We start from the raw sequence: 22,926 nt of genomic DNA, 5'->3' as shown, positions 1-22,926 counted from the left end.
GGTGAAGAGCCGACCGCTCAGATATCCTTCACAAGCCGCAGCGCGTCGTAAATTGCCGCATGGGTATTGCGCGCGGAAACGGCATCGCCGATGCGGTAGAGCCGGAATGCGCCTTCCGGCCCGCCCTTCACGGTCTGCCGCCGGCCCTCGATGAGCGCGTCGTAGTCGACTTCGCCAAGGTTCACCGACATGGGCCTCAGCGCGAAGTAGAGTTCATCAAGCGGCAGCGTTCCGTGGTTGACGACGACCTGATCGTAGTGCCGGGTCCTCACGATCGGCAGGTAGTCCGACCCGATCGTGGCCCTGATCTGGTTGCCGTCCTTCTCCACCCCCTTGAGACACCAGGTCACGGTGAATGTGACGTCCTTTTCCTGCAGCGAGCGCATGTAGGGGACGAGGTTCATGCCCATGACCTCGGGCGCGAAGGTACGGTCGCGGGTCATGATCTCGACCTTCGCGCCGGCATTCGCGGCGATCTCGGCCGCCTGCAGACCGGGGTGGTCGCCCGCATCGTCATAGATCAAGACGTTCGATCCCGGCTTGGCGTCTCCCGAGATGATGTCCCAGGCCGAGACGACGAGCTCGTTGCCCTTTTCGAGCACCTCGGTATTGGGTAGGCCGCCCGTGGCGACGATGACCACGTCGGGGGTCTCGGCGGTCACGTCCTCGGCCTCGGCCCAAGTGTTGAAGCGGAACTCGACGTCGCGGGCGGCGCACTGCGCCATGCGCCAGTCAATGATGCCGATCATTTCGCGCCGTCGTGGGCTTTGGGCGGTCAACCTGACCTGGCCGCCCGCCTCCGGTGCAGCCTCGAAGACGGTCACGCGGTGGCCGCGCTCGGCCGCGACGCGGGCGGCTTCAAGCCCGCCGGGGCCGGCACCGACGATCACGATGCGCTTTCGTTCAGTCGCGGGCGTGATCACCTGCGGCATTAAAAGCTCCCGCCCCGTCGCGGCGTTGTGGATGCAGAGCGCCTCGCCGCCCTGATAGATCCGGTCGAGGCAATAGGTCGCGCCGACGCAGGGCCGGATATCGTCCTCGCGTCCCTCCATGATCTTCCTGACGATATGCGGCTCGGCGATATGCGCCCGCGTCATGCCGACCATGTCGAGCTTGCCCGAGGCGACCGCATGACGCGCGGTGGCCACGTCGGGGATGCGCGCGGCGTGGAAGGTGGGCAGGCCGACCTCGCCGCGGATGCGGCCCGCGAAGTCGAGATGCGGCGCCGATTTCATGCCCTGCACGGGGATCACATCGGTCAGCGCCGCATCCGTCTCGACCCTACCCCGGATGATGTTGAGAAAGTCGACAAGCCCGCTGTCACGGAGCCGCTTGCCGATCTCGATCCCGTCTTCTGCCGTGATCCCGTGGGGCGCGAGGTCGTCTGCCGTGTAGCGCACGCCGACGAGAAAATCCGCGCCCACGCGCTCGCGGATCGCCTGAAGCACGTCGAAGCTGAATTTCATACGTGCGGGCAGGTCGCCGTTCCAAGGCGCCTCCAGCGCGTTCTGGCGCGGCGACCAGAAGGCGTCGATCAGGTGGCCGTAGCATTCGAGCTCGATCCCGTCGAGGCCCGCCGCCTTCATCCTTTCCGCTGCGTCGGCATAGTCGCGGATCACGCGGGCGATGTCCCAGTCCTCCATAACCTTCGGAAAGGCGCGGTGGGCAGGCTCACGCATTCCCGAGGGGGCGATCGAAGGCAGCCAGTCGCCCCGGTTCCAGGTGGTCCGCCAGCCGAGATGGGTGAGCTGGATCATCACTGCGCAGCCGTGCCCGTGGCACTCGTCCACGAGCTTGGCCATCCACGGCACGACCTCGTCCTTCCAGGCTAGGATGTTGTTGAAGGCAGGCGGGCTGTCGCGCGAGACGATGGCCGAGCCCGCCGTCATGGTCATCGCGACGCCGCCCTTCGCGCGTTCGGCGTGGTAGGCGCGGTAGCGCTCCTTGGGCAGCCCGTCCTCCGGATAGGCCGGTTCATGCGCCGTTGTCATGATCCGGTTTTTCAGCGTCAAGTGCTTGAGCTGGTAGGGCTGAAGGAGCGGATCGTTCGAGGTCATGGTTCCTCCGAAGATGCGTGTCGCCCCGTTCTAGGACGCGGCGCGCCCCGCGGGCTGGACCATTTACGACATTCTCGCACCGCCGTACCGACACGGGCGCAGGGCGCGCCTCAGCCGCGCACCGCCTCGATCATCCGGTGCACGTTGTCAGGATCGGCGTCGGGCGTGATCCCGTGGCCAAGATTGAAGATGTGCGGTCCTTTCGAGAAGGCCTGCACGATGCGACGGGTTTCCGAGACCAGCCGGTCGCCTCCGGTGACGAGGAGCGCGGGGTCGAGGTTGCCTTGCACGCAGACATCGGTCTGCACGTGTTCGGCCGCCCATTCCGCCGCCACCGAGTTGTCGATGGCCACGCAATCTGCCCCTGTCGACTTTGCGAAACCGACATAGCGCTCCCCCGCTTCGCGCGGGAAGGCGATGACGGGCAGGCCGGGATGGCGCGCCTTCAGCGCCGCGACGATCCGGGCGGCGGGGGTGACGGCGAAGTCGTCGAAATCACGCCCGTTCAGCGACCCGGCCCAGCTGTCGAACAGTTTCACGACCTCGGCTCCGGCCTCGACCTGAGCCGACAGGTAGTCGATCGTCGCCTCTGTCAGCAGGTCGATGAGCACCATGAAGGTCGCCCGGTCGCCGTCCTTTAGCGCGTGGGCGGGTGCCTGATCGGGCGTGCCGCGCCCGGCAATCATGTAGGTCGCGACCGTCCACGGCGCCCCCGCAAAACCGATCAGAGTCACGTCCTTCGGCAGTTCCCGTGCGAGGATACGCACCGTCTCGTAGACTGGGGAAAGCGTGTCGTGAATCGCCTCGCGCGGCTTCAGGCGGCTGAGGTCGTCCGGTCCCGTGATCGTGGACAATCGCGGCCCCTCACCGGTTTCGAACCACAAATCGGTTCCAAGCGCCTGTGGTATAAGAAGAATATCGGCAAACAGGATCGCCGCATCGAACCCGTAGCGGCGGATCGGCTGCAATGTCACCTCGGCCGCAAGCTCGGGCGTGTAGCAGAGCGACAGGAAATCCCCCGCCTTGGCCCTTGTTTCGCGGTATTCCGGCAGGTAGCGGCCCGCCTGACGCATCATCCAGATCGGCGGCACGGGCAACGTCTCGCCGGCGAGGGCACTGAGGATCGTCTTGGTCATCGGGCTCTCCTTCGCCCCCTTTGATCCTTTGCCGCGACGCGATGTCAAGCTGGAGGAGCGGGTCGGGCCATTGCGCGGACGTCATGTCGCGGATATGCCGGAGCCATGAACATGCCAACGGCCAAATCGCCCCTGAAAATCGGCACGCGCGGCTCGCCGCTCGCGCTTGCGCAAGCGTTCGAGACGCGCACGCGGCTCATGGCGGCGCATGGGATCACCGAGGATGCCTGCGAGATCGTCATCATCAAGACGACGGGTGATCAGGTGCAGGACCGCCCCTTGAAGGAGATCGGCGGCAAGGGGCTCTTCACGAAAGAAATCGAGGAGGCGCTTCTGGCGGGCGCCATCGACATCGCGGTCCACTCGATGAAGGACATGCCGGTCGCGCAGCCGGAGGGGCTGCTTCTCGACTGCTACCTGCCGCGCGAGGATGTGCGTGACGCCTTCGTTTCGCCCGGGATCGAACGCCTGGCCGATCTGCCGGAAGGCGCGGTCGTCGGGTCCTCGTCGCTTCGGCGGCGGGCGCAGCTTGCCAACCGGAGGCCAGATCTGAAGCTTGTCGAGTTCCGGGGCAACGTGCAGACGCGGCTAAGAAAACTTGAGGACGGTATCGCGGCGGCGACTTTTCTCGCCATGGCGGGTCTCAACCGGCTCGGCATGGCGAGCGTGGCGCGTGGCGCGATCGAGCCAGAAGAGATGCTGCCCGCCGTCGCGCAGGGCGCCATCGGGATCGAGCGTCGCGCAGCCGACGCACGGGCAGAGGCGTTGCTGACGGCAATTCACGACAACGCGACGGGCGAGCGCCTGGCGGCCGAGCGCGCGTTTCTCCGCGCGCTCGACGGGTCGTGCGAGACGCCGATCGCAGGTCTCGCCATGCACGACGGCGGCCTGCTGTGGCTGAGGGGCGAGATCCTGCGCCCCGACGGGTCCGAGGTGATCCGCGGCGCACGGCGCGTGGGCGTTGCCGACGGCGCAGAGGCTGGCCGCGATCTTGCGGATGAGCTCCTGTCACGGGCACCGGCGGGCTTCTTCGACTGGCGCTGAGAAGGAGGCTCTGACCCGCCGCCGCGTTCGCGGCGCCTCCCTTGGAGTGTTTTCGGACAGAAGATGGGATATCAGGCGCGCGCGGCGCGGACGATTTCGTCTTCGGTCAGCCCGTAGCGGTTGGCGAAGCGGCGGCGCGCGGCCACGAGGCGAGGATCGCCGGGGCGCATGCCGAGCGTCCGGATGAACTCGGTCCGGCCTTGCGACTTCAACGCCTCGCGGTCGATGGCGGTGCCCATCGCGCGGTCAATGATTTCGCCTCCCGCGGTGACGTGGAACCACCTGGAGAAGTCGCGGAAGTGGTGCTGGTTGTGCAGTATCGTGACATGGCGCTCGACGGCGGTCTTATTCACCGCGAGATGGGCGGTCGTGTGGAACCACTCGTAGGCCAAGAACGTCGCCCCGCCCCCGATCAGGACGATCGCCGATGCGCCGGCCAGAGCCCAATCCGCACCGAAAAGCGCGAAAATTGCCCAGACGGCGGTGAAATTGGTCGCGAGTACCGGGAAGACCACGAAGTCGGGTGCGAAGAACAGCGCGGGGTTGGCCGGGAAATCGTGATGCCCGTAATGCGCCCGGTAGAGCAGGTCGAATTGCCATTGCCGTTCTGGCGGCGGCAGGTGGAATATGAACCGGTGCAGGTTGTATTCGTTTAACATCTGCGCCGGGATGCCGAGCAGAACGAGCGCCCACAGCCAGGGCAGGCCGGCCGTGGTGACGATGACGACGCCGAGGACGATCCCGGCGGCTGTGCCCAGAATCGTGTGATGGGAAAACATGAGGCGCAGACGTTCCATACGGTCCTTTCCCTCGAAGCGACCCGAGCGTTGGGCGAATCCCGCCGCGGGTCAAGCCAGGCGCGGTGTTTCACCGCCGGAACGTAGCGTCGGGAACGGTCTTGCCGGGATTGAGGATGTTCAGCGGATCGAAGGCCGCCTTCACCGCCCGCATCATGTCAAGCGCGACCGGGTCCTTGCGCCGCCGCATCGACGACAGTTTCGCCAGGCCGATCCCATGCTCGGCAGAGAACGATCCGCCGAGATCGGCAACGATATCCTCGACCGCTTCGGTCAATGCCTCGTCGAGCGTGGAATCCGTCCGGCTGGGAAAGATCGTGAAGTGCAGGTTACCGTCGCCGAGATGGCCGACTGTGTTCGTCTCTGCCCCGCGATCGAGCCGCGCGACAGCCGCAAGCGCGCGGCCGAGAAAGGCGCCGACGCGGTCGAGCGGCAGCGCGATGTCGCTCTCGACCGTGTGCCCGTGCCCAAGCGTGATCTCCGCCGCCGCTTCGCGCCGGGCCCAGATGGCACGGCGCTGTGCTTCTGACCGGGCGAGCGTGGCGTCGAGGATGAGACCCTCCTCCATCGTGGCGCCGAGCGTTTCCTCGAGCAGGGCGGTCAGCGGCACGGCGCCGTCCGGCCCGGGCATCAAGTCGCGGGGCGCGGTCGCGCCGAGCTCGACGAGGATCGTCACGTCATGGACGTCTTCGAACGGCAGGCCGAGATCGGGGCGCCGGGCGCGGAGATGCTCAAGATAGGTGCGCGGCATGAATTCGAACGCTTCAACTAGGCCGCCGGTCGCCTCCTGCAGCCGGTTCAGGACCGCGAGGGCGGCGTCGAGCGAACGGGCGGCCAGCATCGCGGTTGCGTGCGCACCGGGCAGGGGAACGAGGCGCATCACGGCGGCGGTGATCACGCCCAAGGTCCCCTCGGCTCCGATGAAGAGGTTCTTCAGGTCGTAACCGGAATTGTCCTTGCGAAGCTCAGACATGAGATTCATCAGCCGCCCGTCGGCCAGAACTACCTCGAGCCCGAGGCACAAGTCGCGGGTCGATCCGTAGCGCAACACGTTCGAGCCGCCGGCATTGGTCGAGAGCACCCCGCCGATCATCGCCGATCCGCGGGCGCCGAACCAGAGTGGGAAGTAGAGCCCGCGCTCGGCGGCGGCGTCGTGGAGCGAGGACAATACAACCCCTGCCTCGACGATGGCAATCCGCGCCTCAGGCCGGATCGTCCGGATGCAGTTCATCCGTTCGAGCGAGAGCATCAGCGCGCCATCGGCAAGCGTGGCGCCCGTGAGGCCGGTGCGCCCGCCGGCGGGTACCACGGCGACGCGCGCCTCGGATGCGAGCCGCAAGATCGCGGCGACCTCGTCGCGGCCGCCGGGCCGGAGCACAGCCAACGGCTCGGCCTCATAGGCGCCGGTCCAGTCGCGCCTATAGGAGGCGATATCGGCGCCGGTCAGGACATGGGTGGGCCCGAGGGTCTTGGCGAGGCGGTCGAGAATCTGCATCGGGCGCTCCGGTCGGATTTCGCCCACTCTCCGCGAGGCCGGTCGGGTTGACCAGAGGGATCGCGCCGCGCGCCGCCGTTCAATGGGCCATCAGCACCGGCAGTTCCGCTTGTTCAAGCGTATTGCGCGTCGTGCCGCCAAGGATCGCCTCGCGGAAGCGGGAATGGCCATAGGCCCCCATCACCACGAGATCTGCGTCGATGTCGCGCGCATGTCGCGCTAGTACGTCGGAGGTGCGAGGCAGCGTCCGCGCCAGCACCGACACTTCGGCATGAACGCCGTGCCGCGACAGGAGCTGCGACAGAAGCCCGCCGGGGTCTGACCGCTCCGCCCCATGGGTCGGCGGGTCGATGATCGTTATGTTCACGGCCTTCGCTGCCTTCAGAAGCGGCATCGCCGCGCGCGTCGCCATGAGCGCCTCGTCACTTTGGTTCCAGGCAAGCGCAATGCGGGTTCCGAACCGCGATGCGTCGAACTTGTCCGGCAGGATGAGCACCGGCGCCCGGCCCTCGAATAGGCAGGCCTCGACGATGGCTTCGGCGGCGGGGCCGCCTTTTTCGCCGTAAGGCTTCGCGAGCACGACAAGATCGCTGTAGCGCGCGAGCATCGACACCGGTCCGCCGAGCGCGCCGATCTGGGCCACGGCGGTGTCGACTCCCCAGCGTATGTCCTCCGAATTCAGGCGCGCGCGGACCTTCTCTTTAGCCTCGGCCGCTTCCTCCTTGGCCTGGTTGTAGGCTTCCTGCGTCAGGATCGCCGTCGCGCCCGCATAGTAATATCCCGTTTGGGTCCGGTCGATTCCGATGCATAGCACATCCAGATGCGCGTCTTCGCGTCGCGTCAGCGCCACGGCCGCATCAATCTGGGGCAGTGCCGCTTCGGCGTCGGTGACGATCGTGAGAATCGACTTGTAGGCCATGCTCCGTCTCCTCGCTGTACCGGGCTGTGTCCAAGGCACTCTAAGTATACGCCTGCCGCCCGCTTTGACACGGATCAACATTTACGGACGCCGTGACGCGCGTTGCCGCGTCGCGGCGCCCATTTGACCCAGATCAAGGCGGTGTGATGGGGCCCCGTCCATTACCCGATCAGTCGAAGACCGTCCGCGGGCCCTGCCCGAATCGGACGGCGAGGCATGACGAGGGAACGCAGACATGTGGGATTACGTAAAGCTCGCCGTGCTTGGCCTTGTCGCGGTTCTGGCCGCGATCGCGGCCAACTACGCGCGCGACCTGGCTTACATGGTGAATGCGATGACGGTGATGTTCGCCGCCGCGATCACCTTTCTTTGGGTGTTGCGCCGGGTCGGCGAGACGAGGCTGGAGCCGGTTCACGAATACAATGACGGCGTCGTGCGCGCGGGAGTGATCGCGACCGCGCTCTGGGGGGTCGTGGGCTTCCTCGTCGGTGTCACGATCGCATTCCAGCTTGCGTTCCCGGCGCTGAACTTCTCGGATCTCACGCATGGCTACCTTAACTTCGGCAAGCTCCGGCCGCTGCATACCTCGGCGGTGATCTTCGCATTCGGCGGCAACGCGCTGATCATGTCGACCTTCTACATAGTCCAGCGCACCTCGGCCGCCCGGCTCTGGGGCGGCAACCTCGCCTGGTTCGTGTTCTGGGGCTTCCAGCTCGTCATCGTTCTGGCGGCAACCGGCTACATCCTCGGGGCGACACAGTCGAAGGAATATGCCGAGCCGGAATGGTACGTGGACTGGTGGCTGACCGTGGTCTGGGTCGCCTATCTCGCGGTGTTCCTCGGCACGATCATGAGGCGGAGGGAACCCCACATCTACGTGGCGAACTGGTTCCTTCTGTCCTTCATCGTGACCGTCGCGATGCTGCACATCGTGAATAACCTGTCGATCCCGGTCTCGATATTCGGTTCCAAGTCGGTCCAGGTGTTCGCGGGCGTGCAGGACGCGATGACGCAATGGTGGTACGGCCACAACGCCGTGGGCTTCTTTTTGACCGCGGGCTTTCTCGGCATGATGTACTACTTCGTGCCGAAACAGGCCGAACGGCCGGTCTATTCCTACAAGCTCTCGATCATCCACTTCTGGGCGCTGATCTTCCTTTACATCTGGGCCGGTCCGCACCACCTGCACTACACCGCGCTGCCCGACTGGGCTTCGACCTTGGGCATGGTGTTCTCCATCATCCTGTGGATGCCGTCGTGGGGCGGCATGATCAACGGCCTGATGACGCTCTCCGGCGCGTGGGACAAGCTGCGCACCGACCCGATCATCCGGATGATGGTGGTCTCGATCGGCTTTTACGGCATGTCGACCTTCGAAGGTCCGATGATGTCGATCAAGGCCGTGAACTCGCTGTCGCACTACACGGACTGGACCATCGGTCACGTTCATTCCGGTGCCCTGGGCTGGAACGGCATGATCACCTTCGGAGCGCTCTATTTCCTGGTGCCGCGGCTGTGGAAGCGTGAACGGCTCTACTCGCTGGCGCTCGTCTCGTGGCACTTCTGGCTCGCCACCATCGGTATCGTACTCTACGCGGCGTCGATGTGGGTCACCGGGATCATGGAGGGCCTGATGTGGCGCGAAGTCGACGCGCAGGGCTTCCTTGTGAATGCCTTCGCCGACACCGTTTCTGCCAAGTTCCCGATGTATGTGGTGCGCGGCCTGGGCGGGGTCCTCTATCTGATCGGCGCGATCATCATGGTCTACAACCTCTGGGCAACCGTTTCGAAACAGCCGGCCACGGCCGCCGTTTCGACGCCGGTCCCGGCCGAATAAGGGAGGGTCGTGCAGATGGGTATCCTCGACAAGCACAAGTTCCTCGAAACCAATGCAACCGCACTTCTAATCGGGTCCTTTCTGGTCGTCACCGTTGGCGGCATCGTGGAAATCGCACCTCTCTTCTACCTCGAGAACACGATCGAGAAGGTCGAGGGGGTGCGGCCCTACACGCCGCTGGAACTGACCGGGCGCGACATTTACGTCCGCGAGGGCTGCTATGTCTGCCATAGCCAGATGATCCGTCCGATGCGCGACGAGGTGGAGCGTTATGGCCATTACTCGCTGGCGGCAGAGTCGATGTACGACCACCCGTTCCAGTGGGGTTCGAAGCGGACGGGGCCGGATCTGGCCCGCGTCGGCGGACGATACTCGGACGAATGGCATGTCGACCACCTGATCGATCCGCAATCGGTTGTGCCGGAATCGGTGATGCCGAAGTACGGTTTCCTCGCCAACCGGCTGATCGAGCCGACATATATCGAGGAGAGGTTGTCGACTGACGCGCTGGTCGGCGTTCCTTACACGTCCGAGATGATCGAACTCGCAAAGGCCGACTTCGCCGCGCAGGCCGACCCGGACGCCGATACCGACGGCCTGATCGAGCGTTATCCCGGGGCGGTCGTGTCGAATTTCGACGGTCAGGCGGGGATCACCGAGATGGATGCGTTGATCGCGTATCTCCAGGTCCTCGGCACGATGGTCGATTTCTCGACCTTCCAGCCCGACCCGGACCGCTGAGGAGAGACGACAATGGACCTCTACTCGATCCTGAGGGAATTCGCCGACAGCTGGGCGCTTCTGGCGCTGTTTGCGTTCTTTATCGCCATCGTCGTCTGGGCCTTTCGGCCCGGATCGAAAGCCGTGCACCGTGACATCGCGAACATCCCCTTCCGTCACGAGGACAGACCCGCGCCCGCCGGCGCCGAGGCGCAGGAGACTTCGAAATGAGCAGGAAACCGATCAAGACGGAACCGACCGAGCCGGACACGACGGGTCACGTGTGGGACGGGATTGAGGAATACAACAATCCCCTGCCGCGCTGGTGGCTATGGACCTTCTATGCGACGATCATCTGGGGCGTGCTCTACACGATAGCCTATCCGGCATGGCCGCTTGTGAACTCAGCCACCCAGGGCCTTCTCAACCAGAATACCCGGGAGGACGTGACCGCCGAGATTCGGCGCTTCGAGGACGCGAACGCGCCGATCGAGGCTAGGCTGGTGTCGACCGACCTGGCCGCAATCTCGGACGACCCTGAACTTGTGAACTTCACCCAAAATGCCGGGGGAGCAATCTTCCGCACCTGGTGCGCGCAGTGCCATGGTTCGGGTGCGGCCGGGGCGATGGGCTATCCGAACCTTCTCGATAACGACTGGCTCTGGGGCGGGGCGATCGAGGATCTCCACGCGACAATCAGCCACGGCATACGCAACACCGAAGATCCCGATGCGCTCTATTCCGAGATGCCTCGATTCGGCGTCGATGAATTGCTGGAGCCAGAGCAGATCGATCAGGTCGTTCAATACGTGCTGCAGGTATCGGGGCAGGACCACGACGCCGCCCTTGCCGAGGAAGGCGCCACGGTCTTTGCGGACAATTGCGCGGCCTGCCACGCAGAAGACGGCACAGGTGATCGAGCGCAGGGCGCGCCAAATCTGACCGATGCGATATGGCTCTATGGTGGCGATGCTGCAGCGTTGACCGAGTCGGTAGCAAACGCCCGCTTCGGCGTCATGCCCGCCTGGACCGGCCGGCTGAGCGAAGCCGAAATCCGGGCTGTCGCGTTCTGGGTTCATAGCCGCGGCGGCGGCGAATAACGGAATTCGGGGGACGGCTACCCGCCCCCCGGATAGAGAGCATCGGCGCCCCGTCCTGTTCGCGCGTTTCCTGGGGTGCCGATGCTTGAAACTTCAGCCCATCGTCGGCAGGCCGCCGCGTTCGCGGGCACGTTTCGCGTCGCGCCGGCCAACCCAGACCGCGAGCCCGATCCAGCACGCGATATACAGTACGCCGACCACCAGGACGGTTTCTCCGGGAACGAGCGGGCCGATCTTCGCGCGATTGATGAAGCTCTCGACGGAGGTGACCGGAAACGGATGCACGAGGAGCTTGCCGATATAGGCGGCAGTCTGGATCAGGAGAATCCAGAGGTAGTTGTTGCGCACCCGGCGGGCGACGGCGACAAGATAGGAGACGTGATAGCGCGGATAGAAGTAGTCGTCGGCCAGGATCTTCTGCCAATCGGTTTCGGTATGCAGATCTCCGTCGCGCAGCATGGGCACGTAGAAGAACCGTTCCAGCCAGCGCGCGCGTGCGCGCCAGACGTTGAAGTAGCGGTAGCGCCGCGCTTCCAGCGCCAAGAAGAGAAAGATGAGGATGCCGACCAGCAGCAGGGGTATCGGCGACGCATCGGGCGCCGAGAAGGTGATCGACAGCGCCACGCCGAGCGTGACAACCGCCCAGTTGCTCGTCGTGTCAAGACGCGTGCGCCAGATCGTGGAGCGGTACACCTCCGCCCGGTAAAGATGGGCAAGCGCGCCAATCTCGGCGGGGGAGAATTCCTCGAGTTCCGCTGCGTGGCGTTTTTCCGACATCGCGCGCCTTCCTTGCCGGCGCCGCTTCTGGGCACCCGGCGACCGAAACCATTCAGCAACAGAATGGGGCGTCAGGGCAACGGTGAATGTCAGAGTGCCGAATTGCGGTTTGGGACAAAGTGTCAGTCGCACTCCGTCTCGCCGATGCGAGCGTAGCTTTCGGGATGCCGCGTGGCCCCCATCACCCAACCGACACGCGTGTCGTCCCAGCCATTGATAAAGGACCAGACCACCTCGCCATCCGGTGTCACCTCGAAGACGCGGCCGACATCCGTTTCTACGATCAGAATGTTGCCGTTACGAAGGATCTGATGCTTGCCGCGGAATGGGGTATAGAACCAGTTGTGTTCGTCGGATTGGTAAAGGACGTGGGTTGAGTCGTCGGCCGGGTCGATGGACAGGATGCGGCTACCTTCATGCGCCCCATTCTCGCCCTGGAAGGCCAGCGTGTCGCCTTTCGGCCGATTGTCCAGCACCGAGATCGTCCCATCAGGGCGGAAATCTGCGTCGTGTTGGCCGATTAGCGGGCCGGCGAAATGCCACTTCAGGTCGTGGCTATCGCCGTCGATCACCCAAAGCTGGAATAGATTGCGCGAGGAGAGCATGATGTCGCCCGCCTCGAACATCGGGAAGGCCGGCGCTAGCTCTGAGTCAAGGACATCGGCATCGTTGAGATGCATGATATCCTCGCGCCGATTGTAGTTGGTCTGGACGAGGCCGACCATATCCGACTGCAGCAGGGAGTCGACGAGGTCAATATCGACCAGCTTCGCGCCAGTGTCCGGGTCGAAGGCGGCGACGCCGTCAAATCGAAACCGCGTGTCGGCGGAAGAAACGCCGACATATTCCTGCCCGGCGGTGGGCGTCCAGATACGGCCGTCGTCGTCGATGTCGATCGAGTGATGGCTCTTCCTGTCGCTGCGCCACAGGATTCGGCCACAAACATCGAAACGAACGAGGCTCCGGCCGTCGAGGTTGGCGACGATATCGCCGTTCTCGTATAGATGGGCTCCGTGGATAAGGGCGTGGAACTTGTGCTTCATCTCCTCGGGCGCAATCGTGAAAAAATTGATTGGCCATTCGTACAATAGCTCACCATCGGCGGCGTAAAGCCGGAAGCCCAGCGTATTGCCGAAGAGCCCCGACATGAAGGTCACCCCGGGCGCCATCCGCTCGGGAACAGCCGTGACGACGCCGTCCCCCTCGTGCGTCCTCGGACGGATGTGCTGCTTTGGCGTGTTCCTCAGGAACGATGTGGCATAAATCCGGATCTCGCGGATCGTGTCGAGGACGTACTGCAGCTGCGGTGCCGGCGGCAGCAACAGGACGCCAAGCAACAGGCCGGTGACGAAGGCGAGAAACAGGACCGCGACGCGCCTGACGACGGAAAAGCCGTGCCTCTTAATCCAGTTCATGCCCACCACAATATCGTCGCGCAGGAAATCTCTGGGACCATGCCCGCTTCTAAATCTCGCGCAGCATAGCGAAATTCACTTGAAAAACAATGCGGCTGGGGGCGCAGGCTACTCAACCCGCCCCGACACTCGCCCAAATTCCGATACGACGCAGGATGGATCACGCATTCCGGCCGGATTGACCTACATCAAAGCCCACTGACGGTACGCTGGCCTATGAGCAAACTGCGAACAGAGGATCCAAGGCGAAGTCATGAGTTCCACCGAAACTCCTCCGGCACTTTATGCCGCGCGCGAGCCGGTCTTTCCGCGCCGCGTCAGCGGGGCGTTCCGCAATCTCAAGTGGATCATCATGGCCGTGACGCTGGGGATCTACTACATCACCCCGTGGGTTCGATGGGACCGGGGACCCAACCTGCCGGATCAGGCGGTGCTCGTCGATCTCGCCAACCGACGCTTCTTCTTCTTCATGATCGAGATCTGGCCCGACGAGTTCTACTTCGTCGCCGGACTTCTCATCATGGCGGGCTTGGGGCTCTTTCTTTTCACGTCGGCGCTGGGCCGCGTCTGGTGCGGATATGCCTGTCCGCAGACCGTGTGGACCGACCTATTCATTTTGGTCGAACGCTGGGTTGAAGGCGACCGCAACGCGCGCGTCAGGCTTTGGAACGCCAAGTGGAATGTCCGTAAGGCACGCCTGCGCGTGACGAAGTGGGTGCTGTGGCTGCTCATCGGGCTCGCGACCGGCGGCGCCTGGGTCTTCTACTTCACCGACGCGCCGACGCTGGCGCGCGACCTCGTCACCGGGCAGGCGCATCCCGTCGCCTACACGACGATGGCGATCCTGACTTTCACCACGTTCTTCTTTGGCGGTTTCGCACGCGAGCAGATCTGCATCTATGCCTGCCCCTGGCCGCGCATCCAGGCGGCGATGATGGACGAGGACACGCTGGTCGTCGCCTACCGCGAATGGCGGGGCGAACCGCGCGGCAAGTTGAAGAAGGGCGAACTTGACCCCGACCAGGGCGACTGCATCGACTGCATGGCCTGCGTTAATGTCTGCCCGATGGGGATTGACATCCGCGAGGGCCAGCAGCTCGAATGCATCACCTGCGCGCTCTGCATCGACGCCTGCAACGAGGTCATGGATCGGATCGGCAAGCCGCACGGTCTGATCGACTACATGGCGCTGAAGGACGAGACGGCCGAGCGTGAAGGCCAACCGCCGAAGAATGTCTGGAAGCACATCTTTCGGCCGCGCACGATCCTTTACACGATGCTCTGGTCGCTGATTGGCGTCGCGATGATCGTGGCTCTGTTCATCCGGTCGCCCATCGACGTGAGTGTGACGCCCGAGCGAAATCCGCTTTACGTCACGCTTTCGGACGGGGCGATCCGCAATGCCTACGCGCTGCGCCTGCGCAACAAGCATGGTGAAGACCGGCCCTTCCGCATTTCGATCAGCGCAGACGCGCGCTTCATGCTCGAACTCGAAGGCTTCGACGCACTCGAAGTCGTGGTGCCCGCGGACTCGACGCTCACGCAGCGCCTTTACGTGACCGCGCCGGCCGGAACGTCGGCGGCCAGCTCCGAGCGCACTGATATCCGGCTCTGGATCGGCGATACCGTCGCGGGCGACCGCGTTCACGCCGACACTGTCTTCAACGGATCGGGAAACTGAGATGAAGGGCGAACTGACCGGCCGCAAGGTATTCTTCATTGCCGCTTCGGCCTTCGCGGTGATCATCGGTGTGAACGTAGTCATGGCGGTGCAGGCTGTCCGGACCTTTCCCGGGCTCGAGGTGAAGAATTCCTACGTCGCTTCGCAGCGGTTTGAAGCGGCACGCGCGGCGCAGGAAGCGCTGGGCTGGTCGCTGTCGCACAGCTACGAGGCCGGAACTCTGCGGCTGAAGTTCCGAGGCATCGGCGGGCGTCCGGTGCAGGTCGATCGGCTGACGGCGCTCGTCGGTCGGACGACCGAGGCGGCCAACGATATCTCGCCTGCTTTCGTATGGGACGGATCGAGCTACAGCGCGCCGGCAGAACTGGGCCCGGGCAAGTGGATGATTCTACTCGAAGCTTACGCTGGTGACGGAACGCTCTTTCACCAGCGGCTCAATCTGTTCGTGAGGGACTGATGGCGACGGCTGCGACAGCGGTTTCGGCTTGCCCCGCCTGCGTCGCGGCACCCGCGGCCGAAACATTGGCCGAGCGGGGCGCGGATCAGGACCGCGCCGGTCTCGTTCTGTCGCTGCCCACCGTCCACTGTGCGGTCTGCATCTCCGACGTCGAACGCGCGCTTGCGGCCCTTCCCGGCGTTCGTTCGGCGCGCGTGAACTTGACGCTGAAGCGCGTCTCGGTCGAGGCCGGGCCAAACGTGTCGGCGGCGGGGCTGATCGAGGTGTTGGACGCGATCGGCTATCCCGCGTACGAGCTCGATCCGGGGCTGCTGTCGACCACCGAGACCGACCGGCGCGGGCGCGACCTTCTCATGCGGCTCGGCGTCGCGGGCTTCGCAATGATGAATATCATGCTTTTGTCAGTTGCTGTCTGGTCGGGCGCCGAGGCTGCAACGCGCGAACTCTTCCACTGGATCTCCGCCGCCATCGCCCTGCCGACGCTCGCCTTTGCGGGCCAGCCGTTCTTCTCGGCCGCTTTCACCGCGCTCAAGGCACGCCGGCTCGGCATGGACGTGCCCATCTCGCTCGCGCTTGTCCTCGCGGCGTCGATGTCGCTCTACGAGACCTTCGAGGGTGGGCACTACGCCTATTTCGACGCGGCCGTATCGCTTTGCTTCTTCCTTTTGGCCGGCCGCTACCTCGACTACCGCTCGCGCGCTGCGGCGCGATCCGCAGCGGAAGAACTTGCAGCGCTCGAAGTGCCGCGGGCGACGCGGCTGATCGATGGAAGCGAACAGGTCGTTCCGGTCGCCGATCTCGCGCCCGGGGATCTCGTGTTCGTGCGGCCCGGCGCGCGGATGCCGGCGGACGGTATCGTCGCCGAGGGCGCTTCCGAGATCGACCGGTCGTTGCTGACCGGCGAGACCCTGCCGGTCCGGGCCGCCGAAGGCATGACCGTCAGTGCGGGAGAGGTGAACTTGACCGGCCCCTTGACGCTGACGGTCACTGCCGCCGGTCGCGACAGTTCGCTTCACCGTATGGCCGATCTTGTCGCGGTCGCCGAAAGCGCCAGGACGCGCTACACCTCGCTCGCCGACCGCATGGCGCGGGCCTACGCCCCGGCCGTGCATTTTCTGGCGCTTGCGGCCCTCACCGGATGGATGACCGCGACCGGCGACCTTCGTTTGTCGCTCAACATCGCGGCGGCGGTCCTGATCATCACGTGCCCATGCGCGCTCGCGCTTGCCGTGCCTGCCGTAGTGACCTCCGCCTCCGGTCGGCTGTTTCGGCGGGGCTTCCTCATCAAGGATGGCACGGCGCTCGAGCGGCTGGCCGAGGTCGATACCGTCGTCTTCGACAAGACCGGCACGCTGACGCTTGGCGCGCCGCAACCGATGGATCTGGAAGCGCATCCGAGAGCCGAGTTGGAAATTGCCGTCGCGCTCGCCGCCGGATCGGCGCACCCCCTCTCACGCGCGCTTGCGTCGGGGATTGCGGTGATGGGGATTGCCGCGGCCCGCGTGAGCAACGTGAAGGAAGTCCCGGGCTTTGGCGTCGAAGGGCGCTGGGAAGGGCAGCGCGTGCGTCTCGGACGCGCCGAATGGGTTGGCGCGGAGGCGGTGGGCGAGACCGCGACCTATCTCGGGATCGGCGACGACCTGGCCCATGGCTTCGTCTTCTCCGACCGCCCGCGTCCCGGCGCTGCGGAGGCGGTGGCGGCGCTGAAGGCCGCCGGCAAGCGTGTGCTACTGCTTTCGGGCGACGGCGAAGCGCCGGTCTCCGCGCTCGCGGCCCGGCTCGGCATCGCGGACTGGCGGTCGGCCCAGCGTCCCGAAGAGAAGTCTGCCCGGATCGCCGAGTTGCGGGACGAGGGCGCACGCGTCCTTATGGTGGGTGACGGCCTGAACGACACCGCCGCGCTAGCCTCGGCCCATGTGTCGATCTCGCCCGCTTCCGCGCTCGACGCGGCGCGGGTGGCCTCGGATATCGTGCTTCTGGGGCAGGATCTCGCACCGCTGCCCGAGGCGCTGCGGGTCGCCGCAAAGGCGCGCAGGCGCATCAAGGAGAACTTCGGCCTGTCGCTCGGCTACAACGCGATCGCCGTGCCCATCGCGCTTGCGGGTTTCGCCACGCCACTGATCGCGGCGCTCGCCATGTCGGCGTCCTCGCTGACGGTTTCGCTGAACGCGCTCAGGCTGAAATAGGAGGTCGGCATGGAGATCCTCGCCTATCTTATTCCGGTGTCGCTTTTCCTCGGCGGGATTGGGCTTGTGGCCTTTCTCTGGTCGCTCAGGACGCGACAGTACGACGACCCCGAGGGCGACGCCCGTCGCATTCTTCAGAAAGACTGGGACGACCGGCCAAAACCGTGAGCGTCAGGGGCCGATCACCGTGCATTCGGTCTGACGGGCCTGCAGTCGGCGGCAGGCAAGTTCAGCAATCTCCTGCGTCATCCCGACAAAGTTCGCGTCATAACCGCCGCGTTTGGCAACCACCTTGCGCAGCGCCTCGTCGAGCGTGTTCATCTCGACTAGCGCGGTTTGAAGAAGTTGGCGTTCGGCGTTGTAGCGCGACCCGTAGTGGCCGACATTGATCGCCCATTGCCGCCCGCCAGAGGTTGAGACGCGCGTCACGACCTCGAGCGGCTCTTCGGCCGTTTCGGGTTCTTCCACCGCAAGCGATGCGAGAACCAGTTGTTCGGGCCGGGACTTCGGCGCAGCCGCCGGTTCGTCGGCTGGCGCCGAGACCCGTTCAGTCTCGGGCAGGGCATCAGGTTCGGTGGCCGCGGCCAGTTCGACGGGCTCTGCTATCTCCGTATCGGCGAGGCGCAGTGGCGAGGGTGCAGGCTTGGGTGAAGCTGTGGGCGCGATCGACGAGGCGTTGGCGAGCGAGAGTGCCGCTTCCGCAGGCGCGTCCTCGTCCACTGCCTCCGTAGCGGCAATGGCGGCCAGCGTTTCCGGCTGCGGAGCAGTATCCTGAACAAACTGCGGCACCTCAGGAACGACGGGTGCCGCCTCGGCCACATCCGCCCCCTCGGTGTCGGTCGGCGCCACTTCGATAGGCGCGGTGGCGGCTTCGACCACTGCTTCCGCGATCACTTCGGTTTTGGCTGCCTTTGCTGGTTCTTCTTGCGCTTCCGCCAGGACCGCGTCGATCGAATCCTGCATGGCGACGAGCAGCGTTTCCGACGGTTCCGCGCCGCCCGGCACCGGACGCGCCTTGGGCCGCGGGCTCGTCTTGACGGCCACGTTCAGGCGGATGGTTTTGCCGGGCGCCAGGTTGCGGCTGCCGCTCGGCGCGTCGGCCAGGATGAGCGGTTCGGTTTCCTCTTCGCCGGAATAGGCCGGGCGCGCGGGCTTCTGCACCGCCACCCGGTTCGGTGCCTTGCCGAAGCCGAGATCCAGAAGCTCGGCCACGCGCTGGTTGCGCGACGCGGTCGACTTGCCGCCGAACACTGTCGCGATGATCCGTTTGCTGCCGCGCTGCGCCGAGGCGGTCAGGTTGAAGCCGGCGGCCGAGGTATAGCCCGTCTTGATCCCGTCCGCGCCCTTGTAAGCGCCGAGGAACCGGCGATTGGTCGAGGCGACCTTGGCGATTCCCGCATCGGCAGAAGTGCGCGAGAAGAGGTTGTAGTATTGCGGGTAGTCGTAGAAAAGATGCCTGCCGAGCAGCGTCATGTCGCGGGCTGTCGACAGGTGGCCCTTGGCGGTCAGCCCGTTCGCGTTCGCGAAGGTTGTCTTCGTCATCCCGAGCGCCTTGGAGGTGCGCGTCATGCGCCGCGCGAAGGCGCTTTCGGAGCCTTCGATCGCCTCGCCAATGGCCGTCGCCGCGTCATTGGCCGACTTGATGGCTGCTGCGCGGATCAGGTATCGCAGCGCGATCGTCTGGCCCGCCCGGAGCCCGAGCTTGGAGGGTGGCTGCGACGCCGCGTGCTTGGAAATCCTGACCCTGCTGTCGAGCGAGATCTCACCGCGTTCGATCGCCTCGAAAGCAATATAGAGTGTCATCATCTTGGTCAGGGATGCCGGATGCAGCCGCGTATGGGCATTCTCCTCATGCAGCACGCGGCCCGTGCGGGCGTCGATGACATAAGCCGCATAGGGCGCGGCGTAGACGACTACCGGTGCCAGTATCAATACCAGCACAACCGCGATAAATACGCCGGTGCGATGGACGCACTGCCCCGGACAAGCAAGCACCTGTCTCACGTTCTTTTCCTGCCTCGCGCCCCGATCTTTGCGCCGGGGCTTGGTGATTTGATCTCACGATAGCACATGAGAGAAGTTGCGAAAACACCGGATTTTCAACGAATTTGTTCTCGGAGCATCAACAGTCGCAGAATAGCCGCGTCGTCGATGCAGGTCCGAGGATGTCCACGCCTCGGCAATCGTGCCGTGGCGCCGGGATCACCCGATCTCCGACACCAGCGCAGGGAGCGCGCCAAGATTGGGCAGGCTGCGGAATCGCGCGTGACCTACGGGCGGCGGCACCAGTTCGTAGCCCCATGTGAGCTCGTGCGGCACGTGCACGCCCCAAGCGCCGAGATCGAGGACTGGCCGGACATCCGACTTCATAGAATTGCCGACCATCATCGCAGCCGAGGGTTCGGCCCCGTGCCGCTCGAACACGCGGGCATAGACGGGGGGCGTCTTGTCCGACACGATCTCGACCCCGTCGAACAGATCGCCGAGCCCGGAATGGGCCAGCTTGCGCTCTTGGTCGAGAAGATCGCCCTTTGTTATCAGGAGGATGCGGTAGTCTGGCGCGAGCGCCGCGACAATCTCGCGGGCGTGGGGCAGAAGCTCGATTGGGTGGGCGAGCATCTCGTGCCCGGCCGATACGAGCTCCCGGATTACCGGTGCGGGGGCCTTGTCGCCGGTAACGTCAAGCGCGGTTTCGATCATCGACAGTACGAAGCCCTTGATGCCGAATCCGTAACGGCCAAGGTTGCGCCGCTCCGCCGCCTCAAGCCGCTCGGCCAGGTGGACGGGCGGTGCGTAGTCGGCCAGGAGCTCGGCAAACCGCGCCTGCGTGAGTTGGAAAAACCGCTCATTATGCCACAGTGTGTCGTCGGCATCGAAGGCGATCGTGGTCAGTCCGGACATGTAATCCCCCGCGCCGTGATTCTTGACCCTTTGCGCTTCCGGACGCAATCCGCGGCATCGCGACCCTTTTCACATTTGGTGATGGGACTATATTGGAAGACCCAAGCGTCGCGCCGATTCCGGTCGCGGCCCCCGAAGGAGTGTCGATTGGTGCCGCTGCACCCCATCATTTTGTCGGACGACAAGCGAGGTGGTTCACCCGATACTTCGGTGATCACCAAAACGCGTCCGAAGACGCAGCGTCCGCCGCTATACAAGGTGCTGCTTCTGAATGACGACTACACGCCCATGGAATTTGTCGTCCATGTGCTTGAGCGGTTCTTCGGGATGACACACAGTCAGGCCTTTGAGGTGATGCTGACCGTGCATAAGAAGGGCCTCGCCGTCGTGGGCGTCTTCTCGTTCGAGGTCGCAGAGACGAAAGTGGCGCAGGTGATGGACTTCTCGCGCCGCCATCAGCACCCGCTGCAATGCACGATGGAAAAGGAATAGGGGCCGGCCCCCAGCCCTGGATGGCTCATCCGAGATTTTCCCTTGCGCTTCAGGGCGCAGATGCGCTGCCCGCATCCGGCCGTGTGCTCCTCACCGGGCCACGCGCCGCGGCCGATCTGTCCATCTTTCCGAAGGACCGGACCGTCGTCGTCCAGGGGTTCTACCCCGACCACGCAGCGCTTGCCCGGCACGGATGGCATGTCGTCCCCTCGATCGCCGAGGCTGGCGACGGCTTCGCGGCGGCCGTCGTGGTGCTGCCGCGCGCCCGGGGCGAAGCGCGTGCCCGCATCGCGGGGGCGACCGCGAAGGTCGTCGCCGGCGGGCCAGTCTGGATCGACGGGCAGAAAACCGACGGCGTGGATTCGATGATCCGGGATATCCGGTCGCGGGTGGCGATCTCCGCCCCGCTCGCCAAGGCGCATGGCAAGATCTTCCGCTTCGCGGCGGGTCCCGAATTCGACGACTGGATGGCAACCCCCCTCTGCCCGGCGCCAGGCTTCACTACCATGCCTGGCGTCTTCGCGGCCGACCGGCCTGACCGCGGGTCCGAACTTCTTGCCGCAGCGCTGCCCGGCGATCTGTCTGGACATGTGGTCGAGCTGGGGGCGGGTTGGGGTTTTCTCGCCACCGCGATCCTCGCCCGGCCGGACGTGATGAGCCTCGATCTGATCGAGGCTGATCACGCTGCGCTCGAATGCGCGCGGGCGAACGTGACCGACCCGAGGGCGCATTTTCATTGGGCGGACGCGACATTGTTTAAGTCAGACGGACGCCCGGCGACGGTCGTCACGAATCCGCCCTTTCACGTTGGCCGCGCGGCCGATCCGGCGCTCGGGGCTGCCTTCATCGCGGCTGCCGCAGAAATGCTCGCGCCGCAAGGGCGGCTCTACCTGGTCGCGAACCGTCACCTTCCCTACGAGGCTGTGCTGAGGGCCAATTTCCGCGAGGTCGCCGAGATTGGGGGCGACTCCGGCTTTAAGATATTCGCCGCTGCGCGGCCCGTGGCGGTAGCTCCCGCCACCGCTCGCCCACGGCGTTGATATCCACTAGTCTGCGCCAGAATCACGCGACCCGACCTCAAGGCAGGAAATCAAAGATGTCCCTCTCCATCGCCGGAAAGACCGCCATCGTCACCGGGGCCGCGGCCGGGGTCGGCCTCGCTATCGGGCGGCATTTCGTGGACCGGGGCGCCCGCGTGATGTTCGCGGACAACGACGAGTCGCGCCTGGCCGACGAATTGCGCCAGGACGCGGCGGAAGAGGGTGAAGTCCGCTATTTCGGCGGCGATCTGAGCCAGAGGCTGACGCTCGCCAACCTGCTTTCGGCGACGGTGGACGCCTTCGAACGCATCGACATCGTCGTCAATGCAAGCCGGGGCATCATGTCGTCGGACCCGCTGAATGCAGATGATCCGGCGCTCGAGGCGATGCTGAACTTGAACCTGCTGGCCTCTCTCAGACTGTCGCAGATGGCGGCGAAGCGCATGATCGTGCAGGCACAGAAGGAGGAGCAGATCGAAGGACCGATCGGCGCCATCGTCAACGTCTCCACGCTGGCCGCCCATCGCGCCCAGCCAGATCTTCTGGCCTACTCGATCGCCGAAGCGGCGCTCAACCAGGCGACGCGGTCGCTCGCGGTGGCTCTCGCTTCCCACCGTATCCGGGTCAACGCCGTCTCACTTGCCAGCGTCATGACCGCAAGCCTGCAGGCCCGGCTGAAGGATAATCCCGATTGGCGTGACGCGATTGCGGAGGGGACGCCGCTCGGCCGCATCGCCGCGGCGAGCGAGCTTGTCGACTCCGTGCAGTACCTCGCCTCCGATGGCTCCGGCTTCGTGACCGGGCAGATCCTGACCGTCGATGGCGGGCGTGGGCTTCTCGATCCTGTTCAGGTGCCGGCTTACTGAGCATCA

Annotated in this window: 21 protein-coding genes; 12 read left to right on the top strand and 9 right to left on the bottom strand. The window is 65.0% G+C overall.

Translation table 11 applies throughout. From position 1 onward, the window contains the following. Positions 1 to 17: 17 nt before the first annotated feature. Both DEA8626_RS19315 and hemE read right to left on the bottom strand, forming a co-directional pair. Entirely contained in the window at positions 18 to 2,057 is a 2,040-nt protein-coding gene (locus tag DEA8626_RS19315; RefSeq protein ID WP_108854884.1) for an NADH:flavin oxidoreductase, read from the bottom strand. A gap of 110 nt (positions 2,058 to 2,167) precedes the next feature. Further along, the gene (gene hemE / locus DEA8626_RS19310; RefSeq protein ID WP_108854883.1) at positions 2,168 to 3,193 is read right to left on the bottom strand and encodes a uroporphyrinogen decarboxylase; all 1,026 of its coding nucleotides are present in this window, start codon (positions 3,191 to 3,193) and stop codon (positions 2,168 to 2,170) included. Between the two features lie 111 nt (positions 3,194 to 3,304). Here hemE and hemC point away from each other — a divergent pair, with 111 nt between their 5' ends. Next, positions 3,305 to 4,237, top strand: coding sequence for a hydroxymethylbilane synthase (hemC, locus tag DEA8626_RS19305; protein WP_108854917.1), 933 nt, complete (start codon positions 3,305 to 3,307; stop codon positions 4,235 to 4,237). A gap of 71 nt (positions 4,238 to 4,308) precedes the next feature. Here hemC and DEA8626_RS19300 read toward each other — a convergent pair whose 3' ends face one another. The 3 genes from DEA8626_RS19300 to DEA8626_RS19290 form a co-directional block, all read right to left on the bottom strand. Next, a complete protein-coding gene (locus DEA8626_RS19300; protein WP_108854882.1) occupies positions 4,309 to 5,034 on the bottom strand; it encodes a sterol desaturase family protein in 726 nt (241 codons plus the stop codon). 70 nt (positions 5,035 to 5,104) lie between these two features. Then, a complete protein-coding gene (locus tag DEA8626_RS19295) occupies positions 5,105 to 6,529 on the bottom strand; it encodes an FAD-binding oxidoreductase (RefSeq protein ID WP_108854881.1) in 1,425 nt (474 codons plus the stop codon). A 79-nt stretch (positions 6,530 to 6,608) separates the two neighbouring features. Beyond that, entirely contained in the window at positions 6,609 to 7,448 is an 840-nt protein-coding gene (locus DEA8626_RS19290; protein WP_108854880.1) for a universal stress protein, read from the bottom strand. 235 nt (positions 7,449 to 7,683) lie between these two features. Between DEA8626_RS19290 and ccoN the strand changes: the two genes are divergently transcribed. The 4 genes from ccoN to ccoP are packed head-to-tail and all read left to right on the top strand — an operon-like array spanning position 7,684 to position 11,105. Continuing rightward, positions 7,684 to 9,285, top strand: a complete 1,602-nt coding sequence (ccoN, locus tag DEA8626_RS19285) for a cytochrome-c oxidase, cbb3-type subunit I (protein WP_108854879.1) — start codon at positions 7,684 to 7,686, stop codon at positions 9,283 to 9,285. 15 nt (positions 9,286 to 9,300) lie between these two features. Further along, positions 9,301 to 10,026, top strand: a complete 726-nt coding sequence (gene ccoO / locus DEA8626_RS19280; RefSeq protein WP_108854878.1) for a cytochrome-c oxidase, cbb3-type subunit II — start codon at positions 9,301 to 9,303, stop codon at positions 10,024 to 10,026. A gap of 12 nt (positions 10,027 to 10,038) precedes the next feature. Continuing rightward, on the top strand, positions 10,039 to 10,236 hold the full coding sequence (locus DEA8626_RS19275; RefSeq protein WP_108854877.1) for a cbb3-type cytochrome oxidase subunit 3: 198 nt from the start codon (positions 10,039 to 10,041) through the stop codon (positions 10,234 to 10,236). Further along, positions 10,233 to 11,105: a cytochrome-c oxidase, cbb3-type subunit III gene (gene ccoP / locus DEA8626_RS19270; protein WP_108854876.1), complete on the top strand. Its 873-nt coding sequence runs from the start codon at positions 10,233 to 10,235 to the stop codon at positions 11,103 to 11,105. Before DEA8626_RS19275 ends, ccoP begins: the two co-directional genes overlap by 4 nt. Positions 11,106 to 11,198: 93 nt before the next feature. Here ccoP and DEA8626_RS19265 read toward each other — a convergent pair whose 3' ends face one another. After that, positions 11,199 to 11,882 carry a DUF2270 domain-containing protein gene (locus tag DEA8626_RS19265; RefSeq protein ID WP_108854875.1) on the bottom strand — a complete coding sequence of 228 codons (684 nt, stop codon included), beginning with the start codon at positions 11,880 to 11,882 and terminating at the stop codon, positions 11,199 to 11,201. 122 nt (positions 11,883 to 12,004) lie between these two features. Next, entirely contained in the window at positions 12,005 to 13,297 is a 1,293-nt protein-coding gene (locus DEA8626_RS19260) for an arylsulfotransferase family protein (RefSeq protein ID WP_108854874.1), read from the bottom strand. 253 nt (positions 13,298 to 13,550) lie between these two features. Between DEA8626_RS19260 and ccoG the strand changes: the two genes are divergently transcribed. From ccoG to ccoS, 4 genes are read left to right on the top strand one after another with little or no spacing between them, the layout of a single operon-like run. Then, positions 13,551 to 14,978, top strand: a complete 1,428-nt coding sequence (gene ccoG / locus DEA8626_RS19255) for a cytochrome c oxidase accessory protein CcoG (RefSeq protein WP_108854873.1) — start codon at positions 13,551 to 13,553, stop codon at positions 14,976 to 14,978. Between the two features lies 1 nt (position 14,979). Further along, the gene (locus DEA8626_RS19250; RefSeq protein ID WP_108854872.1) at positions 14,980 to 15,435 is read left to right on the top strand and encodes a FixH family protein; all 456 of its coding nucleotides are present in this window, start codon (positions 14,980 to 14,982) and stop codon (positions 15,433 to 15,435) included. After that, complete coding sequence (locus tag DEA8626_RS19245; protein WP_108854871.1) at positions 15,435 to 17,621, top strand: heavy metal translocating P-type ATPase; 2,187 nt, start codon at positions 15,435 to 15,437, stop codon at positions 17,619 to 17,621. The genes DEA8626_RS19250 and DEA8626_RS19245 overlap by 1 nt, the downstream gene beginning before the upstream one ends. 9 nt (positions 17,622 to 17,630) lie before the next feature. Beyond that, positions 17,631 to 17,789, top strand: a complete 159-nt coding sequence (ccoS, locus tag DEA8626_RS19240; RefSeq protein WP_108854870.1) for a cbb3-type cytochrome oxidase assembly protein CcoS — start codon at positions 17,631 to 17,633, stop codon at positions 17,787 to 17,789. Between the two features lie 3 nt (positions 17,790 to 17,792). Here the strand turns inward: ccoS and DEA8626_RS19235 are convergent, their stop codons facing one another. Both DEA8626_RS19235 and DEA8626_RS19230 read right to left on the bottom strand, forming a co-directional pair. Next, complete coding sequence (locus DEA8626_RS19235; RefSeq protein WP_108854869.1) at positions 17,793 to 19,625, bottom strand: D-alanyl-D-alanine carboxypeptidase family protein; 1,833 nt, start codon at positions 19,623 to 19,625, stop codon at positions 17,793 to 17,795. A gap of 198 nt (positions 19,626 to 19,823) precedes the next feature. Next, the gene (locus DEA8626_RS19230; protein ID WP_108854868.1) at positions 19,824 to 20,522 is read right to left on the bottom strand and encodes an HAD family hydrolase; all 699 of its coding nucleotides are present in this window, start codon (positions 20,520 to 20,522) and stop codon (positions 19,824 to 19,826) included. A gap of 171 nt (positions 20,523 to 20,693) precedes the next feature. Between DEA8626_RS19230 and clpS the strand changes: the two genes are divergently transcribed. Genes clpS through DEA8626_RS19215 form a run of 3 tightly spaced genes read left to right on the top strand, consistent with a single transcriptional unit; the run spans position 20,694 to position 22,920 of the window. After that, the gene (clpS, locus tag DEA8626_RS19225) at positions 20,694 to 21,014 is read left to right on the top strand and encodes an ATP-dependent Clp protease adapter ClpS (RefSeq protein WP_181366536.1); all 321 of its coding nucleotides are present in this window, start codon (positions 20,694 to 20,696) and stop codon (positions 21,012 to 21,014) included. Between the two features lie 20 nt (positions 21,015 to 21,034). Further along, positions 21,035 to 22,054 (top strand): class I SAM-dependent methyltransferase, encoded by a 1,020-nt coding sequence (locus tag DEA8626_RS19220; protein ID WP_108854867.1) that lies wholly within the window; start codon positions 21,035 to 21,037, stop codon positions 22,052 to 22,054. Positions 22,055 to 22,110: 56 nt separating this feature from the next. Beyond that, entirely contained in the window at positions 22,111 to 22,920 is an 810-nt protein-coding gene (locus DEA8626_RS19215; RefSeq protein ID WP_108854866.1) for an SDR family NAD(P)-dependent oxidoreductase, read from the top strand. Positions 22,921 to 22,926: the final 6 nt, after the last annotated feature.

Origin of the sequence: Defluviimonas aquaemixtae, from assembly GCF_900302475.1 — a bacterium.
Taxonomy (GTDB): Bacteria; Pseudomonadota; Alphaproteobacteria; order Rhodobacterales; family Rhodobacteraceae; genus Albidovulum; species Albidovulum aquaemixtae.
The sequence above is the reverse complement of the archived record's forward strand: the minus strand, read 5'-3'. Positions and strand labels throughout refer to the sequence as shown.

Coding starts and splice junctions, on each gene's coding strand:
- DEA8626_RS19315 (WP_108854884.1), bottom strand. CDS start 2,057: ATGACCTCGAACGATCCGCTCCTTCAGCCCTACCAGCTCAAGCACTTG.
- hemE (WP_108854883.1), bottom strand. CDS start 3,193: ATGACCAAGACGATCCTCAGTGCCCTCGCCGGCGAGACGTTGCCCGTG.
- hemC (WP_108854917.1), top strand. CDS start 3,305: ATGCCAACGGCCAAATCGCCCCTGAAAATCGGCACGCGCGGCTCGCCG.
- DEA8626_RS19300 (WP_108854882.1), bottom strand. CDS start 5,034: ATGGAACGTCTGCGCCTCATGTTTTCCCATCACACGATTCTGGGCACA.
- DEA8626_RS19295 (WP_108854881.1), bottom strand. CDS start 6,529: ATGCAGATTCTCGACCGCCTCGCCAAGACCCTCGGGCCCACCCATGTC.
- DEA8626_RS19290 (WP_108854880.1), bottom strand. CDS start 7,448: ATGGCCTACAAGTCGATTCTCACGATCGTCACCGACGCCGAAGCGGCA.
- ccoN (WP_108854879.1), top strand. CDS start 7,684: ATGTGGGATTACGTAAAGCTCGCCGTGCTTGGCCTTGTCGCGGTTCTG.
- ccoO (WP_108854878.1), top strand. CDS start 9,301: ATGGGTATCCTCGACAAGCACAAGTTCCTCGAAACCAATGCAACCGCA.
- DEA8626_RS19275 (WP_108854877.1), top strand. CDS start 10,039: ATGGACCTCTACTCGATCCTGAGGGAATTCGCCGACAGCTGGGCGCTT.
- ccoP (WP_108854876.1), top strand. CDS start 10,233: ATGAGCAGGAAACCGATCAAGACGGAACCGACCGAGCCGGACACGACG.
- DEA8626_RS19265 (WP_108854875.1), bottom strand. CDS start 11,882: ATGTCGGAAAAACGCCACGCAGCGGAACTCGAGGAATTCTCCCCCGCC.
- DEA8626_RS19260 (WP_108854874.1), bottom strand. CDS start 13,297: ATGAACTGGATTAAGAGGCACGGCTTTTCCGTCGTCAGGCGCGTCGCG.
- ccoG (WP_108854873.1), top strand. CDS start 13,551: ATGAGTTCCACCGAAACTCCTCCGGCACTTTATGCCGCGCGCGAGCCG.
- DEA8626_RS19250 (WP_108854872.1), top strand. CDS start 14,980: ATGAAGGGCGAACTGACCGGCCGCAAGGTATTCTTCATTGCCGCTTCG.
- DEA8626_RS19245 (WP_108854871.1), top strand. CDS start 15,435: ATGGCGACGGCTGCGACAGCGGTTTCGGCTTGCCCCGCCTGCGTCGCG.
- ccoS (WP_108854870.1), top strand. CDS start 17,631: ATGGAGATCCTCGCCTATCTTATTCCGGTGTCGCTTTTCCTCGGCGGG.
- DEA8626_RS19230 (WP_108854868.1), bottom strand. CDS start 20,522: ATGTCCGGACTGACCACGATCGCCTTCGATGCCGACGACACACTGTGG.
- DEA8626_RS19220 (WP_108854867.1), top strand. CDS start 21,035: ATGGCTCATCCGAGATTTTCCCTTGCGCTTCAGGGCGCAGATGCGCTG.
- DEA8626_RS19215 (WP_108854866.1), top strand. CDS start 22,111: ATGTCCCTCTCCATCGCCGGAAAGACCGCCATCGTCACCGGGGCCGCG.